Source organism: Rubritalea spongiae (assembly GCF_042652385.1).
Taxonomy (GTDB): domain Bacteria; phylum Verrucomicrobiota; class Verrucomicrobiia; order Verrucomicrobiales; family Akkermansiaceae; genus Rubritalea; species Rubritalea spongiae.
Window position 1 is genome coordinate 3,363,833 of record NZ_JBHSJM010000001.1, and the last position, 19,162, is coordinate 3,382,994.

Genomic DNA, 19,162 nt, shown 5'->3' on the forward strand with positions numbered 1-19,162 from the left:
TCTAGGGATTTTTTTGATAATTATTTATCAGCGTGTTCGAAGCCTACGAGCTTCTGGATAGAGCTTTCGAGTTCTTCGAGTTTGGCGGAGTCGGTGACTTTGGTGCCATCTAACTGACTGACGTAAATGGTGTCCATGGCGGCACCTTTTTCGGTACAGATGCGGGCGTGGACGGTGGCGAGTCCGCATTTACCAATTTCGAGGAAGAGGTCGTGGAGGAGTCCGATACGGTCGAGAGCTTGAACTTCGATCGCGGTGTATTGCTGGCTGGCGTGGTTGTTAACGAATGCTCTCACAGGGAATGGCAGGCCACCTTCGTTGGGATCTTTTTGGAGGAAGTTACGGGTCTTTTTGAGGTATTTGCTAGAGTCGTAAGCTTCTTGTTGGATGAGTTCAGAGAAGGTGGTTTCGACTTTTTTCTTGGTGGTCGCATTTGTCACAGCTTCTTGGTCTTCTGTACAGACGTGGAAAACATCGCAGGTGACGCCATCAGTACGGGTGTATATGTCAGCGGCGATGATGTTGATTTGTGAAGCAGCGAGGGCGCAGGCAACTTTTTCAATGAGTAATGAGCAGTTTCTTACCGTCACGACGAGTTCGGTGTAACCTCGGTCTTCATGAGCGATCCAGCGTAGGTCAGAGGCGATGGAGTTTTCTTCTGCTTTTTCTTCTTTGATGAGGAAGCGGCGAACAGCTCGTACGTGGATGGCGATGGATTCTGGTGCGCGGTAGCGGAAGTAGCCTTTTGGCATGCGCTCAAAGTGCATTTCTAATTGCTCATGGTATTTATCTTTGAGGCAGTTTTGCGTGCGCTTTTTGAGTTTTTGAATTTTGGCGTCGAGATCATCGCGGTAGCGCTCTTTTCCCGATTTGAGGAATGCGAGTGTGGCGTGGTAGAGCTGGAGCATGAGAGTCTCTTTCCAAGGAGACCAAGCATCTTCGTTTGTTCCGTTAGAGTCGGCGTAGGTGAATACGAGGAGTGCCTTGAGGCGTTCTGGTTCGCGCATGACTGCTGCGAATTCTTCGATGACTTCAGGGTCGTCGAGATTCTTATTGGTAGCGTAGCGCCAAAAAGTGAGGTGATGGTCGACGAGGAAAGTGAGAAGTGAACGACGTTCGCCGCGTATCTTGAGGCGAGAGCAGACTTTCGCCGCTAGCATCGCTGAGCCATCCGTGTGCTCACGGACATTTTCAGCACGGCCAGTGTCGTGGAGGATGAGGGCTAGGTAGATGGCGTAGGGATCTTCGAGGTCGGTGAGGATTTTACGATAGACTTCACGTTCACGTCGGTCGTCCTCGATCAGTGCGTCTAATTGCTCGATACAGCGCAGTGTATGTTCGTCTGCGGTGTAGCGGTGGAAGAATTCGTGTTGGACGAGGCAATCGAGCTGGCCGAACTCAGGCATCCATCTACCGAGGACACCAACACGGTGCATGCGGCGCAGGGTGTCGGCTACTTGGCCCTTTCGCTCAAGCATGGCTCGGAATGTTTCTCGGTTAGCCTTGTTGTAGCGGAAGGTGTCATCGATGAGGTCCCAGTTTTCTTTGATCAGCTTGCGCATTTGGGGACCGAGGGTAAGATTGCGACGTTGGCATTCTTGGAACACGCGCATTAGCCGATGTGGTTCATCTCGGAAAATTTCTGAGTTTTTCGGGTAAATACGGCCATCGCGTACGATGAAACCGTCTAGCTCGATGCGTTTCTTTTTAGGTTTGGGGAGGAATTTTAACCAACCTTTGGCTTCATCGTTTTCATTGATTTCGATCTGGAAAATCTCCATCAATGAGGTGGTGTGGTTATAGAGGTGGCGGGTATGGCGATAGTAGTCGCGCATGAAGGATTCACAGCGACGTAGAATGCTTTTTTCTGGGTATTGGAAATTAGTAGCGACAATGCCCTGTAGCCTCAATGTGAGAATATCTGTGGAGCGTCCAGTGTGGTAGTGGAGTTCGTTTCGAACGCGGTGTACGAAGTCGTATGCCTCGATGATTTCTTTGTAGGCTCTTTTGGTGAGAATGCGTTCACGGACTAGGGCTTCGAGGTCGTTGGTGCCGCGTTCTACTTGTTCGACCCAGATGATATTATGGAAGTCTCTGAGGCCTCCGCAGCTTTCTTTTACATGGGGTTCTTGGAGGAAGACGGTGTGTGAGTATTTATTGTGACGCGAACGCAGGTCTTGGCGGCGGAGCTCAAAGAAGGCTTCGGAATTTTTCTGGATACAATCGCGCTGGAAGCGACGGATGAAGTCGTCGACAAGGGTTTGGTCACCGGCGACGAGGCGGGTGTCCATTAGGGCGGTTTTGGATTGCTGTTCTTGTTTCGCTTCGGTGAGGCATTCGGTAATCGAGCGCGATGCGTGACCGACTTTGAATCCAGTGTCCCAGAGGAGGTAGAGGACTTCTTGAACGAGCTGGGAAGTGAGCTTTGAGATCTTTGTCGAATTGACGGGAAGGAGGAAAAGGATGTCGATGTCTGAGCCTGGATTAAGTGTGCTCCTGCCATATCCACCAACAGCGGTGACCGCGATACTGATAGGGGATTTAGGTGACAGGCGCTCTTGAGCGGTGAGGAATGCCGCGCTGATTAAGTTGTCTACCATCAATGCGCGTGCGCCAGCTACTTCTAGACCGCCTGCTCCCAAGTCGTGGATTTCACGAATCCGTGCGTCTTGGACCTTTATGTAGTCTTTAATGAGATCAGCTCGGGCGCTTTGTTCATTCGCATTTCTCAGTCCTGGAATGAGAGTTTCTTCCGCGTATTGGGTGATGGATTCAGAAATTGGGTGCATCAGAGAATGGTTTAGAATATTGAATGAGGGATTCCGCCCTATTGTAGAAATGGCCTAGCAGTTGCTAGGCCATGCAGTGAGTTTACTATGTCAGTAGATTACTTAAAGAATAGAGCCTGGCTCGTAATTCTGAGCATCTGGGAAGCGGCTTGTCCAGTCGGCAACCTTCTTGCTAAAGGCGTCTACTTGGGATCGGGCAGATCCGGCATTTTCGCGACCTTCTTCTAATAGCGCGTTGAGTTGCTCGAGGTTGAGCGGAATGCGATCATCTTCAGCGAGGCGGCCTAGGAGGTCGTTTTTGTTGATTTCGCGAGCGCGGAGGTCGTTGACGGTAGCGACTGCGTGCTCCTTGATGACTTTATGCGCTGCTTCACGGCCGACGCCAGCTTTGACAGCTTCCATCATAATGGTGGTAGTCATGAGGAATGGAAGGTAGTGTTCGTTTTCAGCTTCGATGACGGCTGGGTAGGCGTCCATTTGGTTGAGAATGGTGAGGAAGGTTTCGAACATTCCGTCGCAGGCGTAGAATGCGTCAGGCAGCATCACGCGGCGGACTACAGAGCAGGATACGTCACCTTCGTTCCATTGATCACCAGCGAGGCCAGTTGCCATGGTGAGGTAGCCTTTGAGGATGGTTTGGAAGCCATTGACGCGCTCGCAGGAACGCGAGTTCATTTTGTGCGGCATTGCGGATGAGCCGGTTTGACCTTTGGCGAAGCCTTCGCTTGCTGTCTCGTGACCAGCCATGAGGCGTAGAGTGCGTGAGAAGGAAGATGGTCCAGACGCGAGGTCCGTAAGGACAGACACGGTGCGGAGATCGAGTGAACGTGGGTAAACTTGGCCGACGTTGTCGTAGACTTCTGGGATGCCGAGGTGCTTGCAGATACTGTTTTCGAGTGCGTTGACTTTATCAAGGTCACCTTCGAACAGCGAAATTTGATCCATCTGAGTGCCGACTGCGCCTTTGAGGCCGCGGACGGTGTATGATTCAGTGAGGTAGTTGAGCGAACCGAGAGCGCCGAGGAGTTCCTCGCCGAACATCGCGATGCGTTTGCCAAATGTGGTTGGCTGAGCTGCGACGTTGTGGGTGCGTGCGGTGATTAGAAGACCTTGCCATTGCTGAGCGCGAGCATCGAGCTTGGCTAGGGTTGCGATGGTTTTGTCACGGAGAATGAGAAGGGAACGATAGACTTGAAGTTGCTCAACGTTTTCAGTGAGGTCACGCGAGGTCATTCCTTTATGAATGTGCTGATGGCCGGCGAGGTCACAGAATTCTTCGATACGCGCTTTGACGTCGTGACGAGTGACGCGTTCGCGGTCCATGATGGACTGGAGGTTGACTTGATCTTTTACGGATTCGTAGGCATCGATGGCTTCCTGAGGTATGTCGAGACCAAGTTCTTTTTGCGCCTTCATGACGGCGATCCAGAATTCGCGTTCTAGTACGATTCGGCCTTCTGCAGACCAGATATTACGGATAGCTTGTGAGGCGTAACGCTCGGCTAAGACATTAGGGATAGCGGACATGACCGGAGTAATAATGAGCCGCCCGCAACTTTCAAGTCTAATGCAGAGATCTTGTGTCTGTAGAAGCATAGCATTGCTTAGATGCCGAGAGAGCATTTCAGTTTCTTTGATAGAGATGCTTGGGAGTGGGAGAGAGGGAAGTACTGTTTTGAGGGGTAGGTTGTTTATTTTTCTGATATTGAGTGGATTACAAAGTTGTTCACAATGCTGTAATTTATCGATTGCTAGAAATTAGTGAGAGCATGATGGGTGAGAGCTGATAGAAGAGGGAGTGCATCTCTTTGTTTTGTGGGCGATGTTGGGTATTTGTTAGTCAGTTTTGTTTCGGCTGTTAGGGAGAGCTATAGAGGATCTGGTGCTTTCAGTTGTATCAGGGATGTTGATGTGTTTCTCTGCTTAGATCTCTTAGCATCGTAATGAAGGCAAAACTCCCATTAAAAAGCTTGATTGGTGGTGTACTAGTAGCAACTTCTGCAATTGTGTGTGCTTTGGCCTATATGCAAGAAGAGGCTTCTTCTGGTACACCGCCAGATCCACCAGTCATTGTTGAGAATGAAGGTGCGATTTGATACTATTCTACCAGTTGAGGGTGAGAATTTTTTTATGAGCCCCGAGGTTTGTGCGGTTGCTCATAGTTGTCGGTTACCCCAGTGTGGGGGGCAAAGCAGAGTTTTGCGTATTAGGCGAGAGATGGGGTCATTGAAGGGGGGATAAACTCAGATTACTCAAAGATTCGTAGATAGGAAATGCTGGGTAAAAAATCAAAGTTACAAACCTGATCTGATTGCTCAAAATACTCTATTGATGCTCCGGTGCTGATGGTGATTAGGATGATTGTATTCCATCATAAAAGTAGCCTAAGATGAATTGATCGAATTCATCCAATGATTCGATGCTGCTTATTTTCTCATGTCCGACATCTGAAAATTCCGAGAGTTGTGTTTCATGTCTTCGTTGGCTTTGGATAGGGGGACAGTTTTGGCGAGTTTGAAGAGGATGTGGATGTGGTCTTCGATAGAATTGATGATGAGGGGCGGAGATTTGAGGTTGTTAAGAATGGTGGCTATGTAGGCGTGGAGGGGGGCGGATTTCGTCGGTAATTAGGGAGGGCACGGTTTTTGGTGCTGGATCTAGTTGGTGGTGAGTGGTTGAGGCAGGGGGTATTGGTTCGCTCTTTTAGGGCTTGTTTTAGGGAGTGTTGTTTTTCTAAGGAGTTGTCCTATGTTATCTAGGTTTTCACTTTTGGAGGGGGGCGAGTGAATTAGGAAGTCGGGATGAGGAATTTCACTGCGGATTTTGTGGTGGTTTGGGAGGTGTAGGGGATGGGGGTGAGCCAGGTTTCTTTTTTGAACCAGGTGCGTTGGCGTTTGGCGTATTGGCAGGTGGCGAAGAAGATTTTTTCTTGGCAGGTGGCGAGGTCGATTTCGCCGGCGAGGTAGGCGCGGATTTGAGGGACGCCGATGGCTTTTTCGCAGGTGATGGAAAGGCTTGATGCGTTTTTGATTTCCTCGATGGCTCCGCTTTCGAGCATGAGCTTGGTGCGCTGGCTGATGCGCTTTCTGAGGGGCTCAGCTTCCCACTGGATGAGGGCGCCGCGGAGGTTTTTGTCGATGGCGTCTGAGGTTTGCTTCCAGTCGTTTTTTATAACGGACATTTTTTGTCCTGATAGGAGGCAGATTTCGAGGGCGCGGATGACGTAGCGGCGGTTTTGGAGATTGGTCATAGCGGCTCCATCGGGGTCGAGTGAGGTGAGCTCGGCGACGAGTGAGGTGTCGTCCCGGGTTTCTAGTTCGGCGCGCAGTTTGGGATCGCTGGATGGTACTGGGGAGGGGCCGTGGGTGAGGAATTTGAGGTACATACCAGAGCCTCCGACGATGATGGGAGTTTTGCCGCGTGATTGGATATCTGCGATGACGGGCAAGGCGAGTTCGCGGTAGCGCTGAGCATCGAATTCTTCAGTGGTGTCGAGGACGGAGAAGAGGTGGTGGGGGGCTTGGGAGAGTTCTGCTGCGGAGGGTGCGGCGGAGAGGGTTTCGATGCCGCGGTATACTTGGTAGGCATCGCCATTGATGATTTCACCGTTGATCTGCTGTGCGAGTTCTATGGCGAGTGAGGATTTTCCAGAGGCGGTGGGGCCGCAGATGTAGATGGGGCGATGCATTAGAAGTGAGAAGTGAGAAGTGAGAAGTGAGAAGTGAGAAGTGAGAAGTGAGAAGTGAGAAGTGAGAAGTGAGAAGTGAGAAGTGAGAAGTGAGAAGTGAGAAGTGAGAAGTGAGAAGTGAGAAGTGAGAAGTGAGAAGTGAGAAGTGAGAAGTGAGAAGTGAGAAGTGAGAAGTGAGAAGGTGCGGGGTGTTTAAAATCTAGGATTTAGATGTTTTGAGGGAAATAAAAAAACCTCAGGGCTCTGGTGAGCACCTGAGGTTTTTTAGGAAGTGATGGATGAAGTTACTCTTCAGTTTGGCTTTCTTCGCCAGTTTTGTCGCCTTCTTTACGTGACTTGGAGCCGTTGACGACGAGTTGACGTCCCATGAATGGTTGGTCGTGGAGTACTTCTACAGCGCGTTTGGCTTCATCAGTATTGAGCATTTGGATGAATCCGTAACCCTTTGATTTGTGGGTGTTGCGGTTGTAGATGATTTCGACTTTTTTGACAGTACCAACGCCTTTGAAGAGTTCTTCAAGGTCGTACTCGGTCGCATCGTAGGAGAGATTTCCTACGTAGAGACGAGCGGATTCGACTGGTACTGGTTGTGGCTTGCGGCGTTGCTTTTTGCCATCACCAGATTTGGCGTTGCGGACGTTGCTTTTAGGAGCTGCAGCGTTGTTTTTATCTTGCTGAGGCTTTTTCGAGCGTTGTTGCTCGCGCTGCTGCTTGCGTGCTTTTTCTTCATCGAAAAGGCCGATAGCTTTAAGGACTTTTTGCCAGAAGGTGAGTTCGAGTGGTTTCGGGGGACGGTTGTCGCGATTGCGGTTCCTGTTACGGTTGCGATTGCGGTTGTTATTATTGTTGTTGTTACGACGCGGGCGGCGGTTGCCACCTTCGCGATTACCTTGGTTTGGTTTCTGTGTTTCAGACATGTTGTCGGATCTATTTCTTGGTCCTAGCGCTGGCGTGTGGATGCCAAATGCATGGTTGGTTCTGTTCTCACCCGATGCTGGCACAGAGTGCTTTTCTTCATCGGCAGTGTGGGAATGGCTCGATAGCGTAGCGTTATCTAGAACCCGCTCAGCGCTGCATTTGGCATTCTACGAGTCTCTATGGAAGGAGCACAGGTAGGTCGAGCTGGGAAACGATGAGCACGGGTTGGTGTAAAAGGCAAGTGGTTTCATCTTTGCTAAGAAGATTCGGGGTTGCTTCTGAGTGGAAGGGGATTATCCTTCAGCACTCCGAATTATTTCATTATGCGTATTTTAGTTTTCCTGTTTGGTATCTTTTTAAGCTTGGCTGCGATGTGCAATGCGCAAGAGAGCTATATTGTGGTTGAGCGTTATTCGAAAAGGGTGCTTTTAGCGTCTGGAACGGAGACGAAGCGACCGGTGGCAGGCTTGGCGCATATGGCGACTGCGAAGGTGGTGCTGGACTGGGCGGGAATGGCTGGTGTGAGTAATTCGACTCTTTTGACGGTGCCGGCGCATACTTTTTACTCAAATGATCTGAATCCACTCGGTTTACAGGCGGGAGATAGGATTAGTTTACGCGATGCACTTTATGCGACGATCCTTACAGAGGACGCGGTCTCACCATTGACTTTAGCGCAACATGTTGGCATGGATTTATTACGTCGTCGTCCGCAGTCTGGGAGTCCAATGGATGTGTTCATTGCTGAGATGAATCACTTGTCTCGATCATTGGGGATGGACAGAACACGTTATTATTCGCCATCTGGTGCGGATGTTTGGAAGAATAATACATTTTCGACAGCGTCTGATATAGCCAAGCTTTCTGTGACTTTAACGACGCATAGTGCTTATACATTTTATGCAAAGCAGAAGCAGCGGACTCTGAAAGTTATACGTACAGATGGTAGGGAGTCTCAAGTGACGGTTCTTAATACTAATAAGCTTTTAAATTCTTCGTTGAAGGTGGAGGGATTGAAAGTTGGTCTCAGTCAGATCGCTGGTCAGTGTTCTAGTGTGATGGCGAATCATGATTCTTATATTGAGACGTTGCCGGATGGTACTCAAAGGGTGACTCCGGTGCAGTTGGTAGTCGTTGTGTTAGGTAGTTCAAACGCTGAAGGGTTTAGTAAGGCATTGATCGGCCAAGGGTGGAAGCAGTATGAAGTCTGGCGCCACGGTGGCTATATGTCGTCACCAGGTCGCAAAGAGTTTTTGAAATTACCTGAGGCGACTCGCTAAGGAGTTGGCGAGATCTGCTTGCCATCGAGCAAGATGTTAGGGTATGACATGACCTATGTCGTGTTTTTGTGTTTGGCTATTGCTAGGTGCTTTCTTTTTGTATGGAGGGATAGCTGCTGGAGCTCCGGTGAGCTTAGAGGAGACCTTAGATAAGTTAGCAGGTGAAGCTGTTAGAGGTTTCCCTAAGTTGAGAGGGAATCAAGCTCAGTCGGAATACAGAGCGGAGCTGGTGAAGCGCTGGCAAAGTACTGATGCTGGTGAAATAGATTTGCAGGAACTCAATGAGCTAAAGCGGAGGACACGTGATTATGATGGTTATGTGTGGCAGGATTTGATCAAGCGTTTTGAGCTGGCAAACTTGGATGATGATCTATCTCGGTACTTGTTCATGAAAGCGTCTGAGAGGAGCTTGAGTGCAGAGGAATTTTACGTGTTGGGGGTTCTGTTAGATGAGAGACTGAAGGTAGTATTAGAAGAGCGTGAGGAGCGTTCGAAGGAAAGGTTACGATTGATCGGAAAAGGATATACGGCGTATGTGAGAGAGCATAAGAAGGATCCAGGGAAGATCGAATTCTGTGCTGCGGAGCGGGCAACGTGTTTCGCAGTCGATCCTGAAACGGGAGCCAAAGTAGCGTGGATCTATGTGGGGGCTGGGCCTGCGGAGATTAGGGGGGGAAATAGGTATAGGATGGTCGCTTATTCACCATTTAAGGTGGGGAGGGCGAAAGACAAACGCTGGGTGGTTTATAAAGGAGGAATGCTCGGTGAGTGGAAGGATGAGACTGTGCAAAAGCATGTGGCGGCGATGCATTTGGAGAATATGCAGGTAGCTAGAGAAGAAGAACGTAAGGAGGAGGAAAAGGTTAAAGTAAAGAGAGTGACTAAAGCGAAGCCAGAGCTTCTGATTACGATTAGGGAAATATGGTAGCAATGAAAAAGGCCTAACACTTTGATGCGTTAGGCCTTCTTAGTGAGTTGTGAATGGAGTCAGATTAATGTTCCATTGGGCTTTCACCTGAAGCTTCAGCAAGGCCTTGGCTCTCTGGTGGAAGAAAGTTTTTGAAGCGCGTTTTATCGATGGCTTTCATGTAGGCTTCCTCAGGGGTAACGATGCCTTCGCGGAGCTTGTCCCAGATAGCTTCATCCATGAACTGCATCCCTTCGGCTTTACCTTGGGTGATGACGTCGTAGAGTTTCTGGGTCTTACCTTCACGAATGATGGAGGCTACCGCTGGGGTGGTGAACATGATTTCGTTTACTGCGACTCGACCGCCATTGTCACAACGTTTCATCAGAAGCTGAGCCAGTACGCCGCGCAGTGACGCCGCGAGCATGGTACGAACCTGCGATTGCTGGTCAGCTGGGAATACATCGATAATACGGTCGACGGTCTTACGCGCGTTGTTAGTGTGCAAGGTGCCGAAGACGAGCATACCGGTTTCTGCAGCGGTGAGTGCTAGGGAGATCGTTTCGAGGTCTCGCATTTCACCCACGAGAACGATTTCAGCATCTTCACGTAGGGAGGCTCGGAGTCCGTCGGCGAATGTTGGGCACTGGTGCGGTACTTCACGCTGGGTGATAATGCACTGTTTGTTAGCATGGACGAACTCGATAGGTTCCTCAACGGTGATGATGTGCTTGCGGTGATTGGTATTGATGAAGTCTAACAATGCCGCAAGGGTGGTTGATTTACCTGAGCCGGTGGGGCCAGTGACGAGGATTAGGCCTGAGCGGATATCTGCGAATCGCTTGACTACTTCTGGGATGCCGAGTTGTTCGAGAGTAGCAATTTTTGTTGGAATGAGACGGAAAACTGCGCCGAGTCCTTGACGTTGTTTGAGGTAGTTGCAACGGAAGCGGGATTGTTCATCCATTTCGTAGGCGAAGTCGAGGTCGCCTTCTTTAAGGTAGTTTTCGAAGGAATTGGGGTTACAGATTTCAGCGAGCATTTGCTTGAAGCTTTCACCTTCGAGGATTGGTTCACCTTCGATCGGGCGGACACCACCGTGAACTCGGAGTTTTGGTGGTTGGCCTTCGCTGAGGTGTAAGTCAGAGCCGCCAGATTCGACGAGGAGTTTAAAATATTTATCAATAATAGCCATGGGACAGGTTGGTTCTTTTTAGTGGCTTGTTAGGATTGGAAATAGGATTGCATTAGAGCTTTATCTTCAGATCTGAAGTAGGCTTCTTCTTGGGTGATTCTACCTTTGGTGTAGAGGTCTCTGATGGATTCATCCATGGTGATCATGCCGACATTTTTACCTGTCTGCATAATACCTGGGAGCATGAAGGTTTTGCCATCGCGAATACAGGCTGCGACGGCAGCGGTATTGACCAAGAGCTCGAGTGCTAGTTCACGTCCGTCGCCATTGGCGTTGGGGATGAGCTGCTGTGAAATGACACCTCGGAGGGATTCGGCAACCATAATACGGATTTGATCGCGTTGGTCTGTTGGGAAAACATCGAGAATACGGTCGAGGGTACGTGGCGCATTTCCTGTGTGGAGAGTGGCGATCACCAAGTGACCAGTTTCAGCGGCTGTGAGAGCGAGAGAGATGGTCTCGAGGTTTCTCATTTCACCAACGACGATGATGTCGGGGTCTTCACGGAGGGCACCGCGAAGAGCTCGAGGAAATGACTCGGTGTGCGAGTGGACTTCGCGCTGGTTGACGTGACATCCTTTTGATTCAAAAACGTACTCGATAGGGTCTTCGAGAGTGAGGATGTGGTCTTCACGGTCTTGGTTAATGAAATCGATCAAGGCGGCCATGGTGGTAGACTTACCAGAGCCGACTGAGCCGGTGACTAGTATGAGGCCGTTGTGGTAGCGTGTGAGAGGGACGATGTGTTCCTTAGGGAGCTTGAGTTCATCAATGGTACGAATGTGGGTATTGATGACACGGAAGACCATATCGTAACCTAGGCGCTGCCTGACTACGGATGCCCTGAAACGGCCAAATTCGTTTTGGTACGCAAAGTCCGCATCACCTCTGGTATTGAGCAATTCCCACATTTCTTCTGTGAGGAATGATTTAACTAAGGTTTCGGTGTCTTCTGATGTTAGTGGTGGAGCTTCGTCCCAGATAGCTTGGAGTTTTCCAAAGCGTCTCCAACATGGTGGGCTTGCGGTAGCGAGGTGAATATCTGAACAATCATACTCTACACCGAGACTTAGGTAGGTATCGACGTGTGGGTAAACATGGTAATCTGACATTAGGAATGTAGGTTTAGGTATTTTTGGAGCCCCTAAAGAAACAGTCTCATGTGAGATGGCACGAAAAAAATGCATTCCATCCTATTTTTTTGAAATATATCAATTGACTACTGGTATGTTATTTTGAATACATGTGTTTATGAACATATTAAAAAGTGCGTTAGAATCAACAATCGAACAGGCAATGCAGATTCTTTCTGATCTGAAAAAAGAGAGTAAATCGAGTTCTCGTTTCGAACAGTTAGAGTTTACTTTTGGAATGGTACGAGAATTTGAGGTTGATGCCAATGTGCATCGGAAGTTTACGAAAAGATGAGGGTTCAATTATTGGAAGCTAGCTGAGTGTTGTGAGTGGCTATTGCGTAGGTCGAAATTGTCAGAGGGCTGCAGTATTCTAAGGAAAGCTAAAATTTTCCTAATTTTGAGCTTACTGTCTGTAGGATCTCTGTGTATAAGCCCCCTCAACCTATGATCAGATCATCTATAAAACACCGTGGTGTAGGGCCTCGGCTTGGGAGCGCTTTATTAAAAGGGAGCTTTCTATGCGGTTTTGTGCTAACTTCTGTGCCTTATGCTATTGCGGATGGTTATTCGCAAAGCATAGCGAGCAAGGAAGCTGCGCGTCGATCTGAGAATGTGTTGTTAGCTAGAGAAATGCTCAGTCTTGGAGACAAGGCGTATGAGCAGGGTGACTATGAAGAGGCGGTAAAGCAGTATAAGCAGGCATTGTCAATGGTGCCGAAAGCAGGTTTAGCGGAGGAACAGTACATTGTGACCGCTGAGCGTTATGCGCAATCTTCTGTCGAGTATGCCAAGCAGCTCGCCCGTTTTGGTCAATACGATGAGGCGAAAGATTTAATGGAGACAGTCTTGCAGAAGGGTGTGGCTCCAGATCACTTGGGAGCAAAAACGATGTTAGCGAAGCTCGATGACCCGATTCGCTACAATCCAGCCTTAACTGCCGAGCATAGTAGAGATACTGAGGAAGTGAAGAAGTGGCTTTATAAGGCTGAAGGCTACACTAATTTAGGTCAATTTGATGAAGCTCTATTGGCATACGAGGAGGTTTTACGAATTGATCGGTACAATGTAGCGGCTCGCCGCGGCATGGAACGAGTGACTCAGTATGTTAGAAATTATCAGAAAAGTGCTTATGATCAAAGCCGTGCGGAATTGTTAAGCCGAGTGGATGGAGCGTGGGAGATGCCCGTGCCGCGTGAGCTCAACTTTGTGCACGAGTCAGTATTGCTCAATGAGAAGCACGACCGTATTCAACAGGTGCGTGGTGCGAAATTACGTCAGATAATGATACCTGTCGTTGATTTTCAAAATGCATCGATCCGAGAGGTGTATGATGTCATCCGCGAATGGTCACGAGAGTTTGATCATCAGGCGATGAGTGCTGAGCAGAAAGGGGTGAACTTTGTGCTCAATCTAGGTGACCAAGATTCCGAGACTTACCAGCAAATCTCCAATAAACTTGTGACTCTGAATGTGCGCAATGTGCCACTTGAGAAGGTGTTAGATTACGTGAGTCATGCGACAGGAACGCAGTGGATGATGGATGATCACGCAGTGATTATCACTCCGCTGGGGTCCGCTGATGGAGAGATCCGCCGAAGAACTTTTCGAGTACCTCCTGGGTTTATGCGTCAGGCTAGCCCAAGTAGTACAGCACAGAACGATGATCCATTTGCAGATACTCCGGAATCAAACTCCGTACTCAGTCCAAGAGTGTCGGCGCAAGAGTTCCTATCACAGCTCGGTGTGACATTTCCCGATGGAGCATCGGCTAAGTATATTCCAGGTTCAGGCTCTTTGATGGTTGCGAACACCTTATCAAACCTCAACATGATTGAGGAATATATTCATAAGTTTTCGCGTACCGAAAGCATTCAAGTGGTTATGAAAATGACTTTCATGGATGTGGCGATGGGCGACTTAGAAGAACTTGGATTTGACTGGTTGGTAGGGAATACCAATGACGGGGATAGTGGCTTTGGCCTAGGAGGAGGTACGACTGGGAGTGGTCGCCCGATAGATAGTGTAGGAGCTGTTTCATCAGCTTTATCTCCTGTGACATCGGGGAATCGCTCAGGTGAATACATGTTTAATAACTCATCAGCCTTTGGTAATGGGCCATTGGTCAGTAGTGGAGCTACTGATAGTCAAGACAGTGCGCCATCGGCTCTTGTGCTTTCGACCCAAGATGTGCAAATGATCATGCGTGGTCTTGCGCAGAAGAAGAGCATTGAGATGTTAGACGCTCCTTCGGTGATTGCCCGACCAGGAGAGCGAGCCACACTCTTCAGTGGTAAGGAATTTATTTACCCAACGGAATATGAACCACCGGAACTTCCAAATACGCTAAGCCGCAATAGTTCAGAAGGAGCTTACCCTGTGACTCCGTCGCATCCGACAGCATTTGAAACCCGACTGGTAGGTTTAAATATGGAAGTGGAACTCGCTGTGCATGAGGACAGGAATTATGTCGATGTGCAGATGGATGTGGAGAAGGTCGATTTTGATGGGTTTGTGAATTATGGTTCGCCGATTCAGACTTCGTTGTCGGATCCGATCACTGGTTTTCCGTCGACAGTAACGCTGAGTGACAATGCGATCTTGATGCCTGTGTTTAGAAAGATTTATCCAGGAACAGCAGTGACGGTTCAAGATGGTGCTAACGTGGTGATCGGCTCACTTCAGCAGAGTGATATTGAAGATGTAGAAGACAAAGTTCCTTTGTTAGGCGATATTCCTTTAGTGGGAAGGTTTTTCCAGAGTTCTGGGACGCGTCGCGTGGATAGAGCTCTCTTGATCTTTGTAAATGTAGAGATTCAAGATCCTACAGGTAAGCCATGGCGCGATAGATAAGACTATCCGTTATTCTGAGTGTAGTGACTTTTTGATTTGGATAAGACGCAACATGGTGAGACCAGGCGGAGACGAGTACGCAAGCGTAGGTCTAGCAGTGAGGGGGAAAAAGTAGTTCGTGAGGATGGCTCGGTCGTTATCCGTAAGCGTTCTAAGAAGCGCCGTAGTCATCAAGCGCATAAGGAGGCTCAGCTGAAGCGGAGGAAGCGCAATCTGATCTTTTTGATCAGCGTGTTTATTCTCTGCTTCATCGTTGTATTAGGCTTTTCATTCTCGATTGCGTTTCACAATAGCAGCAAATTCCAGAATCAACTGGTTGAGGTGATTGAGAAGCAATCAGGAAGCGAGATTGAGTTAAATCATTTCAAAGCAGACTATACCCAAGCGAGGGCTCAATCACTTGAGGTGGAGTGGCCTGAGGGGACAAAGTTCCTTCAATCGTTGAAGCTGTATGAGCTTAAGTCGAAATACATGTTAGGAGGGCTACTTAGTTCGACTTGGAAGATTGATCGGGTGAATGCTTCCAGAGGGCTGTTAGTTATCCACTCAGACGGAGAGAACTCTCCGTTGATTCAAAATTCTGAAAATGAAAGGTTTGGGATAGATTCCTTACGTTGTCATTCGCTCGATGTTCAATTGGCTAATGATGACGGAAAGTGGGCTGAGGGAGTAGGGGTGACAATGCGAAAGCGCAAAAGCTCATTAGACTTCTTGATAGATGGAGGAGTTATTCATGAACCGCTGCTTGAAAGCTTTGAAGTGGATCAAGGTCTGGTTCGCGTGTTAGATGATAGGTTGGAATGCGCTGTTCGTTTTGATAACAAAGAGCTTCGATCAGCTTTATCGATCAAGGGTGATATTAGTTATAGTTCAGAGCCGTTACTGGTTTTCAATTTAGGCATAGAGGGAGTTCCGTCGCAATTGCTTATTGGCGAAAATCTGGCAGAGATTTTAGGTGGCGAGGCTAGTTGTGAATCTTCTGAGCTTGTGTATCATGTAGAACAACAAAGTGTTGAGAGTCTCGATGCTGAGTTGAGTTTCGATGAGCTTCAGTTTTACGGGTTTCCATTTTTAGCAGAGCTTTCAACGATACTAAGAAAGCAATGGTATCGACGCCCTTTGTTTGCGGATGAAGCAAGTTTTCATTTGGTCAAAAATACCAGTGGGATGGAGTTTACTAATATTCGGCTGGTACAACAAGATCGGTTGCTTTTCATGGGCGGGATTAAGGTGTCGGCTGAGGGTGTCGTTACTGGTGAACTCGATGTGGGAGTTCCCATTGAGCATAAGCAGATTGTTGAGGAGTCAGTGAGAACGGGTGTGTTTAGTAGACGCAAAGATGGTTATCTATGGGAAAAAGTCAGCTTATCTGGAAAAGTTGGAGAATTGTCTGATGACTTCGCTTCTAAGGTGTATTCTAGGGCTGAGTTAATGGAGGAAAACCAGCAAGAAACTATAGACGAGCAGCAGCTTGAGCAAAAGAAGTCAGCAGACGAAGTGTTTAATGAGTTGATAGAAGACTGATGAAGCTTCTGAGAATAGTGACTATCTTGAGTGTGTTGGCTAGCCGCGTGATCGCAGAAGTGGTGATTGGTCATTGGGATGATGACATAGTGTTAGATTTCATTGAAGAGAGAGCCGCTGAGCAGGAGGTGGAAATTGATGAATATTTGATCGCTGCGAATTTGCAAAAAAGTCGCAAGGAATGGTTAATAAAGCGTTTAGAGAGAAAAAGGTCACTCTATTATTCTAAAGATGCTGAATATGAGTTGTTAGAGTCAATAGGTAACGATGGTGCTAGGGTGGCGGTGGTTGCGAAGACTCGTCCATTCGATCCATTTTATGAAGACGTTTTTCTGATCGCATTTTGCTGTGTTAATGATGAGTGGAAAGCGGCGCCTATTCCTGGAGTGTTTACATTTACCGGTTACGGTGGCTATCAAAGTGATTTGATTGAGAATCTTGCTGATCTAGAAAAGAGGGCTGTAGTGGTGAGGGATGCGTATCTAAGAGACCGCCAAAAGCGTCGTTTTGATCAGTATGAGTCCCAACTTTCTGAGATGCGTGAAGACGCTGACGGCTTGTTAGAAGCTGATAGAGATGATGTTCTGCGGTATTTTATAGAGGCATGTAAATCGAGAGATATTATTAGAGCTTTAGCGTGTGTTGACTATGGGGGAGCTGACGACATTGTTCGGCGGACACTAGTGAGCGCATTTAATAGTGCTGAGCAGTCAGGGATGTGGAAAACTTTGTTAGATGAGCAATTTTTGTATACGGTTCTTCCGCAGATTGAGGAGAGTCCAATAGTGAGTCTAGGGCTTTATTTACCATATGAGAAAAGGCATCCGCAGCAGATTCTAGAATTTGAGTTCAAGCAGGAAGGTGGTGCTTGGTATTTGAAACTGCCCCATTTATTGGAAATGAGTGACACAGGTAGTTTTTCATTGAATGTATTCAGAGCCTCCAATTTACATAGTGCGAATCAAGTACGCTTATTAGAAGTCAAACAGCGTATTATTGAAGAGATACCCATGGACCAGATCAAACATGCGAATGAGCTTATCGATAAGTTCGAACTCGCAGTGAGGCAGCAAGATGTAAAAGGGTATTTGAAGCTTATCGATGAACAAGCTCGAGGAGAGCATTTTGAGCTTTCACTGTGGACGAAGTTCACTGACGAAAATAATCAGAAGGTTAGCCGCGTGTATGAAGATATTGGTGAGCGGGATACCTATGTGATTTACCTTGTTGAGAACTGGCCTAGGCCCGAGAGATTTTCATTAGTGCCTGTGAGGTTTAAAAAAGAGAATGAGTTCTGGAGCATAGACCCGGAGAAATATACGGAAAAGGATCTTGAGAAATTGCTAGAGAAGGAACGGTTAGAGCGGTATAGTGCTTTTACTGAGGCTAGTGATCAACACGTTTTGAAGTCGTTGCTGCCTGATGCTGTGGTACTTGATCAAGATGCTCTGCAAGCAGTGAAGGAGATTGGAGTTCTGCGTGAGTTGTTTAGAGACTACGGACGCGGTTTGGGCAGTGGAGCTGTGGAGCAACTTTCCAAATATGTAGCAATCACTGAAGATGGTGAGTTGTCAGCTCTACGTGCGATCGGAGCGGATGCGCGTGGACGTCAGCGTGATGATAGTAGTTTCAGATGGGTGAAGGCTGTCTGTAGTGGCGAGATCGCTCTAGGTATCGTGAGCTTAGATTATGGAGAAGACTCTTCGACGGAGTATTTATTTTATCCATTTGTCTGTGTTGAAGATCGGGTGCGGCTGCTTCCTTCGTTATTGTATTATTATGAGCATGGTCGTGGTCAGGCTCTTGAAAATAAGAAGACCATGAGGTTATTCGAGAAAGCGAAGCTCGAGGGTTTGGAAAAAGAATATTTTAAAGCTATTGAACTCGCTAATACTGAGGTCGAGCGTATGCTTTTAAAAGAGAAGTCAAATGAGTGAAATAGCTGAGGTCGGAAATAAAATCGTTAAGGCGGTCGGAGAAATCATACGAGGGCAGGAAGAACTCGTAGAACGACTAGTTTGCTGCCTAGGGGCTGGTGGTCATGTGTTGTTAGAAGATTTTCCAGGGACTGGGAAAACAACTCTATCTAAGGCTTTAGCTGGAACAATTAGTGGCTCTCAATTTCAGCGGATTCAGTTCACGCCAGACCTGTTACCTTCCGATATCTTAGGCGTTTCTGTGATTAATCCACAAACGGCTGAGTTCAAATTTCACAAGGGGCCAATATTTTCTAATATTTTGTTAGGAGATGAAATTAACCGAGCATCGCCGAGAACTCAGAGTGCTTTGTTAGAGGTGATGGCTGAGAAACAAGCGACGATTGAGGGTGTGAGACATAGTCTCGATGGCTTATTTTTTGTGATAGCGACTCAAAACCCTGTGGAGTTTAGAGGGACCTATCCTTTGCCGGAAGCTCAGATGGATCGATTCATGATGCAGTGTTCGCTGGGGTATGTGGGAATGGAGGAAGAGGTGCAAATACTGACTGATCAACAAGGGGTAAAGCATCCAGTGGAGCGGGTGGAAGCGGTGGTCACTAGAGACGATGTGTTAGCGTGGCAGCGCTTAATTTCTCAGGTTCGGGTGAGTGACGAGTTGAAGCATTACATGGTGCAGCTTTGTGCAATGACACGCCAGCATTCGGATATTAAATTGCCAGCGAGTCCGCGAGCTTCTTTGGCTTTGATGAAGGTGTCTCAGGCGCGCAGTGTTATGGCTGGGTTTGAGTTTGTGACACCTGAAATTATTCAAGATGTAGCAACTGATGTGATTGCTCACCGATTGGTTTTGAGCAACGAGGCAAAATACTCAGGGAAAACCGGGCGGAGTGTGGTCGAGTCGATTTTAGCTGAAGTTGCTGTTCCAGTTTAAATGC

At 48.0% G+C, this 19,162-nt stretch carries 13 protein-coding genes; 7 read left to right on the plus strand and 6 right to left on the minus strand.

Annotated features, from left to right (window positions below; genetic code table 11):
- Window positions 1-20: 20 nt before the first annotated feature.
- On the minus strand, window positions 21-2,789 hold the full coding sequence (glnD, locus tag ACFPK9_RS14885; protein ID WP_377096062.1) for a [protein-PII] uridylyltransferase: 2,769 nt from the start codon (window positions 2,787-2,789) through the stop codon (window positions 21-23).
- 102 nt (window positions 2,790-2,891) lie between these two features.
- Window positions 2,892-4,316 carry an adenylosuccinate lyase gene (gene purB / locus ACFPK9_RS14890; RefSeq protein WP_377096065.1) on the minus strand — a complete coding sequence of 475 codons (1,425 nt, stop codon included), beginning with the start codon at window positions 4,314-4,316 and terminating at the stop codon, window positions 2,892-2,894.
- Between the two features lie 416 nt (window positions 4,317-4,732).
- Between purB and ACFPK9_RS14895 the strand changes: the two genes are divergently transcribed.
- Window positions 4,733-4,885 (plus strand): hypothetical protein, encoded by a 153-nt coding sequence (locus ACFPK9_RS14895; protein ID WP_377096068.1) that lies wholly within the window; start codon window positions 4,733-4,735, stop codon window positions 4,883-4,885.
- A 692-nt stretch (window positions 4,886-5,577) separates the two neighbouring features.
- Here the strand turns inward: ACFPK9_RS14895 and miaA are convergent.
- Together miaA and ACFPK9_RS14905 are read right to left on the minus strand one after the other, a co-directional pair.
- Window positions 5,578-6,477, minus strand: coding sequence for a tRNA (adenosine(37)-N6)-dimethylallyltransferase MiaA (gene miaA, locus ACFPK9_RS14900; protein WP_377096071.1), 900 nt, complete (start codon window positions 6,475-6,477; stop codon window positions 5,578-5,580).
- Window positions 6,478-6,761: 284 nt separating this feature from the next.
- The gene (locus ACFPK9_RS14905; protein WP_377096073.1) at window positions 6,762-7,394 is read right to left on the minus strand and encodes an RNA recognition motif domain-containing protein; all 633 of its coding nucleotides are present in this window, start codon (window positions 7,392-7,394) and stop codon (window positions 6,762-6,764) included.
- Between the two features lie 324 nt (window positions 7,395-7,718).
- On the opposite strand from ACFPK9_RS14905, the gene ACFPK9_RS14910 reads away from it, so the two are divergent.
- Window positions 7,719-8,675, plus strand: coding sequence for a D-alanyl-D-alanine carboxypeptidase family protein (locus ACFPK9_RS14910; RefSeq protein ID WP_377096076.1), 957 nt, complete (start codon window positions 7,719-7,721; stop codon window positions 8,673-8,675).
- A 55-nt stretch (window positions 8,676-8,730) separates the two neighbouring features.
- Entirely contained in the window at window positions 8,731-9,603 is an 873-nt protein-coding gene (locus tag ACFPK9_RS14915) for a hypothetical protein (RefSeq protein WP_377096079.1), read from the plus strand.
- Between the two features lie 64 nt (window positions 9,604-9,667).
- Here ACFPK9_RS14915 and ACFPK9_RS14920 read toward each other — a convergent pair whose 3' ends face one another.
- Window positions 9,668-10,777 (minus strand): type IV pilus twitching motility protein PilT, encoded by a 1,110-nt coding sequence (locus tag ACFPK9_RS14920; protein ID WP_377096082.1) that lies wholly within the window; start codon window positions 10,775-10,777, stop codon window positions 9,668-9,670.
- 29 nt (window positions 10,778-10,806) lie between these two features.
- Entirely contained in the window at window positions 10,807-11,889 is a 1,083-nt protein-coding gene (locus ACFPK9_RS14925; protein WP_377096084.1) for a type IV pilus twitching motility protein PilT, read from the minus strand.
- A gap of 564 nt (window positions 11,890-12,453) precedes the next feature.
- On the opposite strand from ACFPK9_RS14925, the gene ACFPK9_RS14930 reads away from it, so the two are divergent.
- The 4 genes from ACFPK9_RS14930 to ACFPK9_RS14945 are packed head-to-tail and all read left to right on the plus strand — an operon-like array spanning window position 12,454 to window position 19,158.
- Window positions 12,454-14,763 carry an Amuc_1098 family type IV pilus outer membrane protein gene (locus ACFPK9_RS14930; RefSeq protein ID WP_377096087.1) on the plus strand — a complete coding sequence of 770 codons (2,310 nt, stop codon included), beginning with the start codon at window positions 12,454-12,456 and terminating at the stop codon, window positions 14,761-14,763.
- Window positions 14,764-14,799: 36 nt separating this feature from the next.
- A complete protein-coding gene (locus tag ACFPK9_RS14935) occupies window positions 14,800-16,287 on the plus strand; it encodes a hypothetical protein (protein WP_377096090.1) in 1,488 nt (495 codons plus the stop codon).
- Window positions 16,287-18,224, plus strand: a complete 1,938-nt coding sequence (locus ACFPK9_RS14940) for a hypothetical protein (RefSeq protein WP_377096093.1) — start codon at window positions 16,287-16,289, stop codon at window positions 18,222-18,224. Before ACFPK9_RS14935 ends, ACFPK9_RS14940 begins: the two co-directional genes overlap by 1 nt.
- Window positions 18,217-19,158, plus strand: coding sequence for an AAA family ATPase (locus ACFPK9_RS14945; protein ID WP_377096096.1), 942 nt, complete (start codon window positions 18,217-18,219; stop codon window positions 19,156-19,158). The genes ACFPK9_RS14940 and ACFPK9_RS14945 overlap by 8 nt, the downstream gene beginning before the upstream one ends.
- Window positions 19,159-19,162: the final 4 nt, after the last annotated feature.

Coding starts and splice junctions, on each gene's coding strand:
- glnD (WP_377096062.1), bottom strand. CDS start 2,789: ATGCACCCAATTTCTGAATCCATCACCCAATACGCGGAAGAAACTCTC.
- purB (WP_377096065.1), bottom strand. CDS start 4,316: ATGTCCGCTATCCCTAATGTCTTAGCCGAGCGTTACGCCTCACAAGCT.
- ACFPK9_RS14895 (WP_377096068.1), top strand. CDS start 4,733: ATGAAGGCAAAACTCCCATTAAAAAGCTTGATTGGTGGTGTACTAGTA.
- miaA (WP_377096071.1), bottom strand. CDS start 6,477: ATGCATCGCCCCATCTACATCTGCGGCCCCACCGCCTCTGGAAAATCC.
- ACFPK9_RS14905 (WP_377096073.1), bottom strand. CDS start 7,394: ATGTCTGAAACACAGAAACCAAACCAAGGTAATCGCGAAGGTGGCAAC.
- ACFPK9_RS14910 (WP_377096076.1), top strand. CDS start 7,719: ATGCGTATTTTAGTTTTCCTGTTTGGTATCTTTTTAAGCTTGGCTGCG.
- ACFPK9_RS14915 (WP_377096079.1), top strand. CDS start 8,731: ATGTCGTGTTTTTGTGTTTGGCTATTGCTAGGTGCTTTCTTTTTGTAT.
- ACFPK9_RS14920 (WP_377096082.1), bottom strand. CDS start 10,777: ATGGCTATTATTGATAAATATTTTAAACTCCTCGTCGAATCTGGCGGC.
- ACFPK9_RS14925 (WP_377096084.1), bottom strand. CDS start 11,889: ATGTCAGATTACCATGTTTACCCACACGTCGATACCTACCTAAGTCTC.
- ACFPK9_RS14940 (WP_377096093.1), top strand. CDS start 16,287: ATGAAGCTTCTGAGAATAGTGACTATCTTGAGTGTGTTGGCTAGCCGC.
- ACFPK9_RS14945 (WP_377096096.1), top strand. CDS start 18,217: ATGAGTGAAATAGCTGAGGTCGGAAATAAAATCGTTAAGGCGGTCGGA.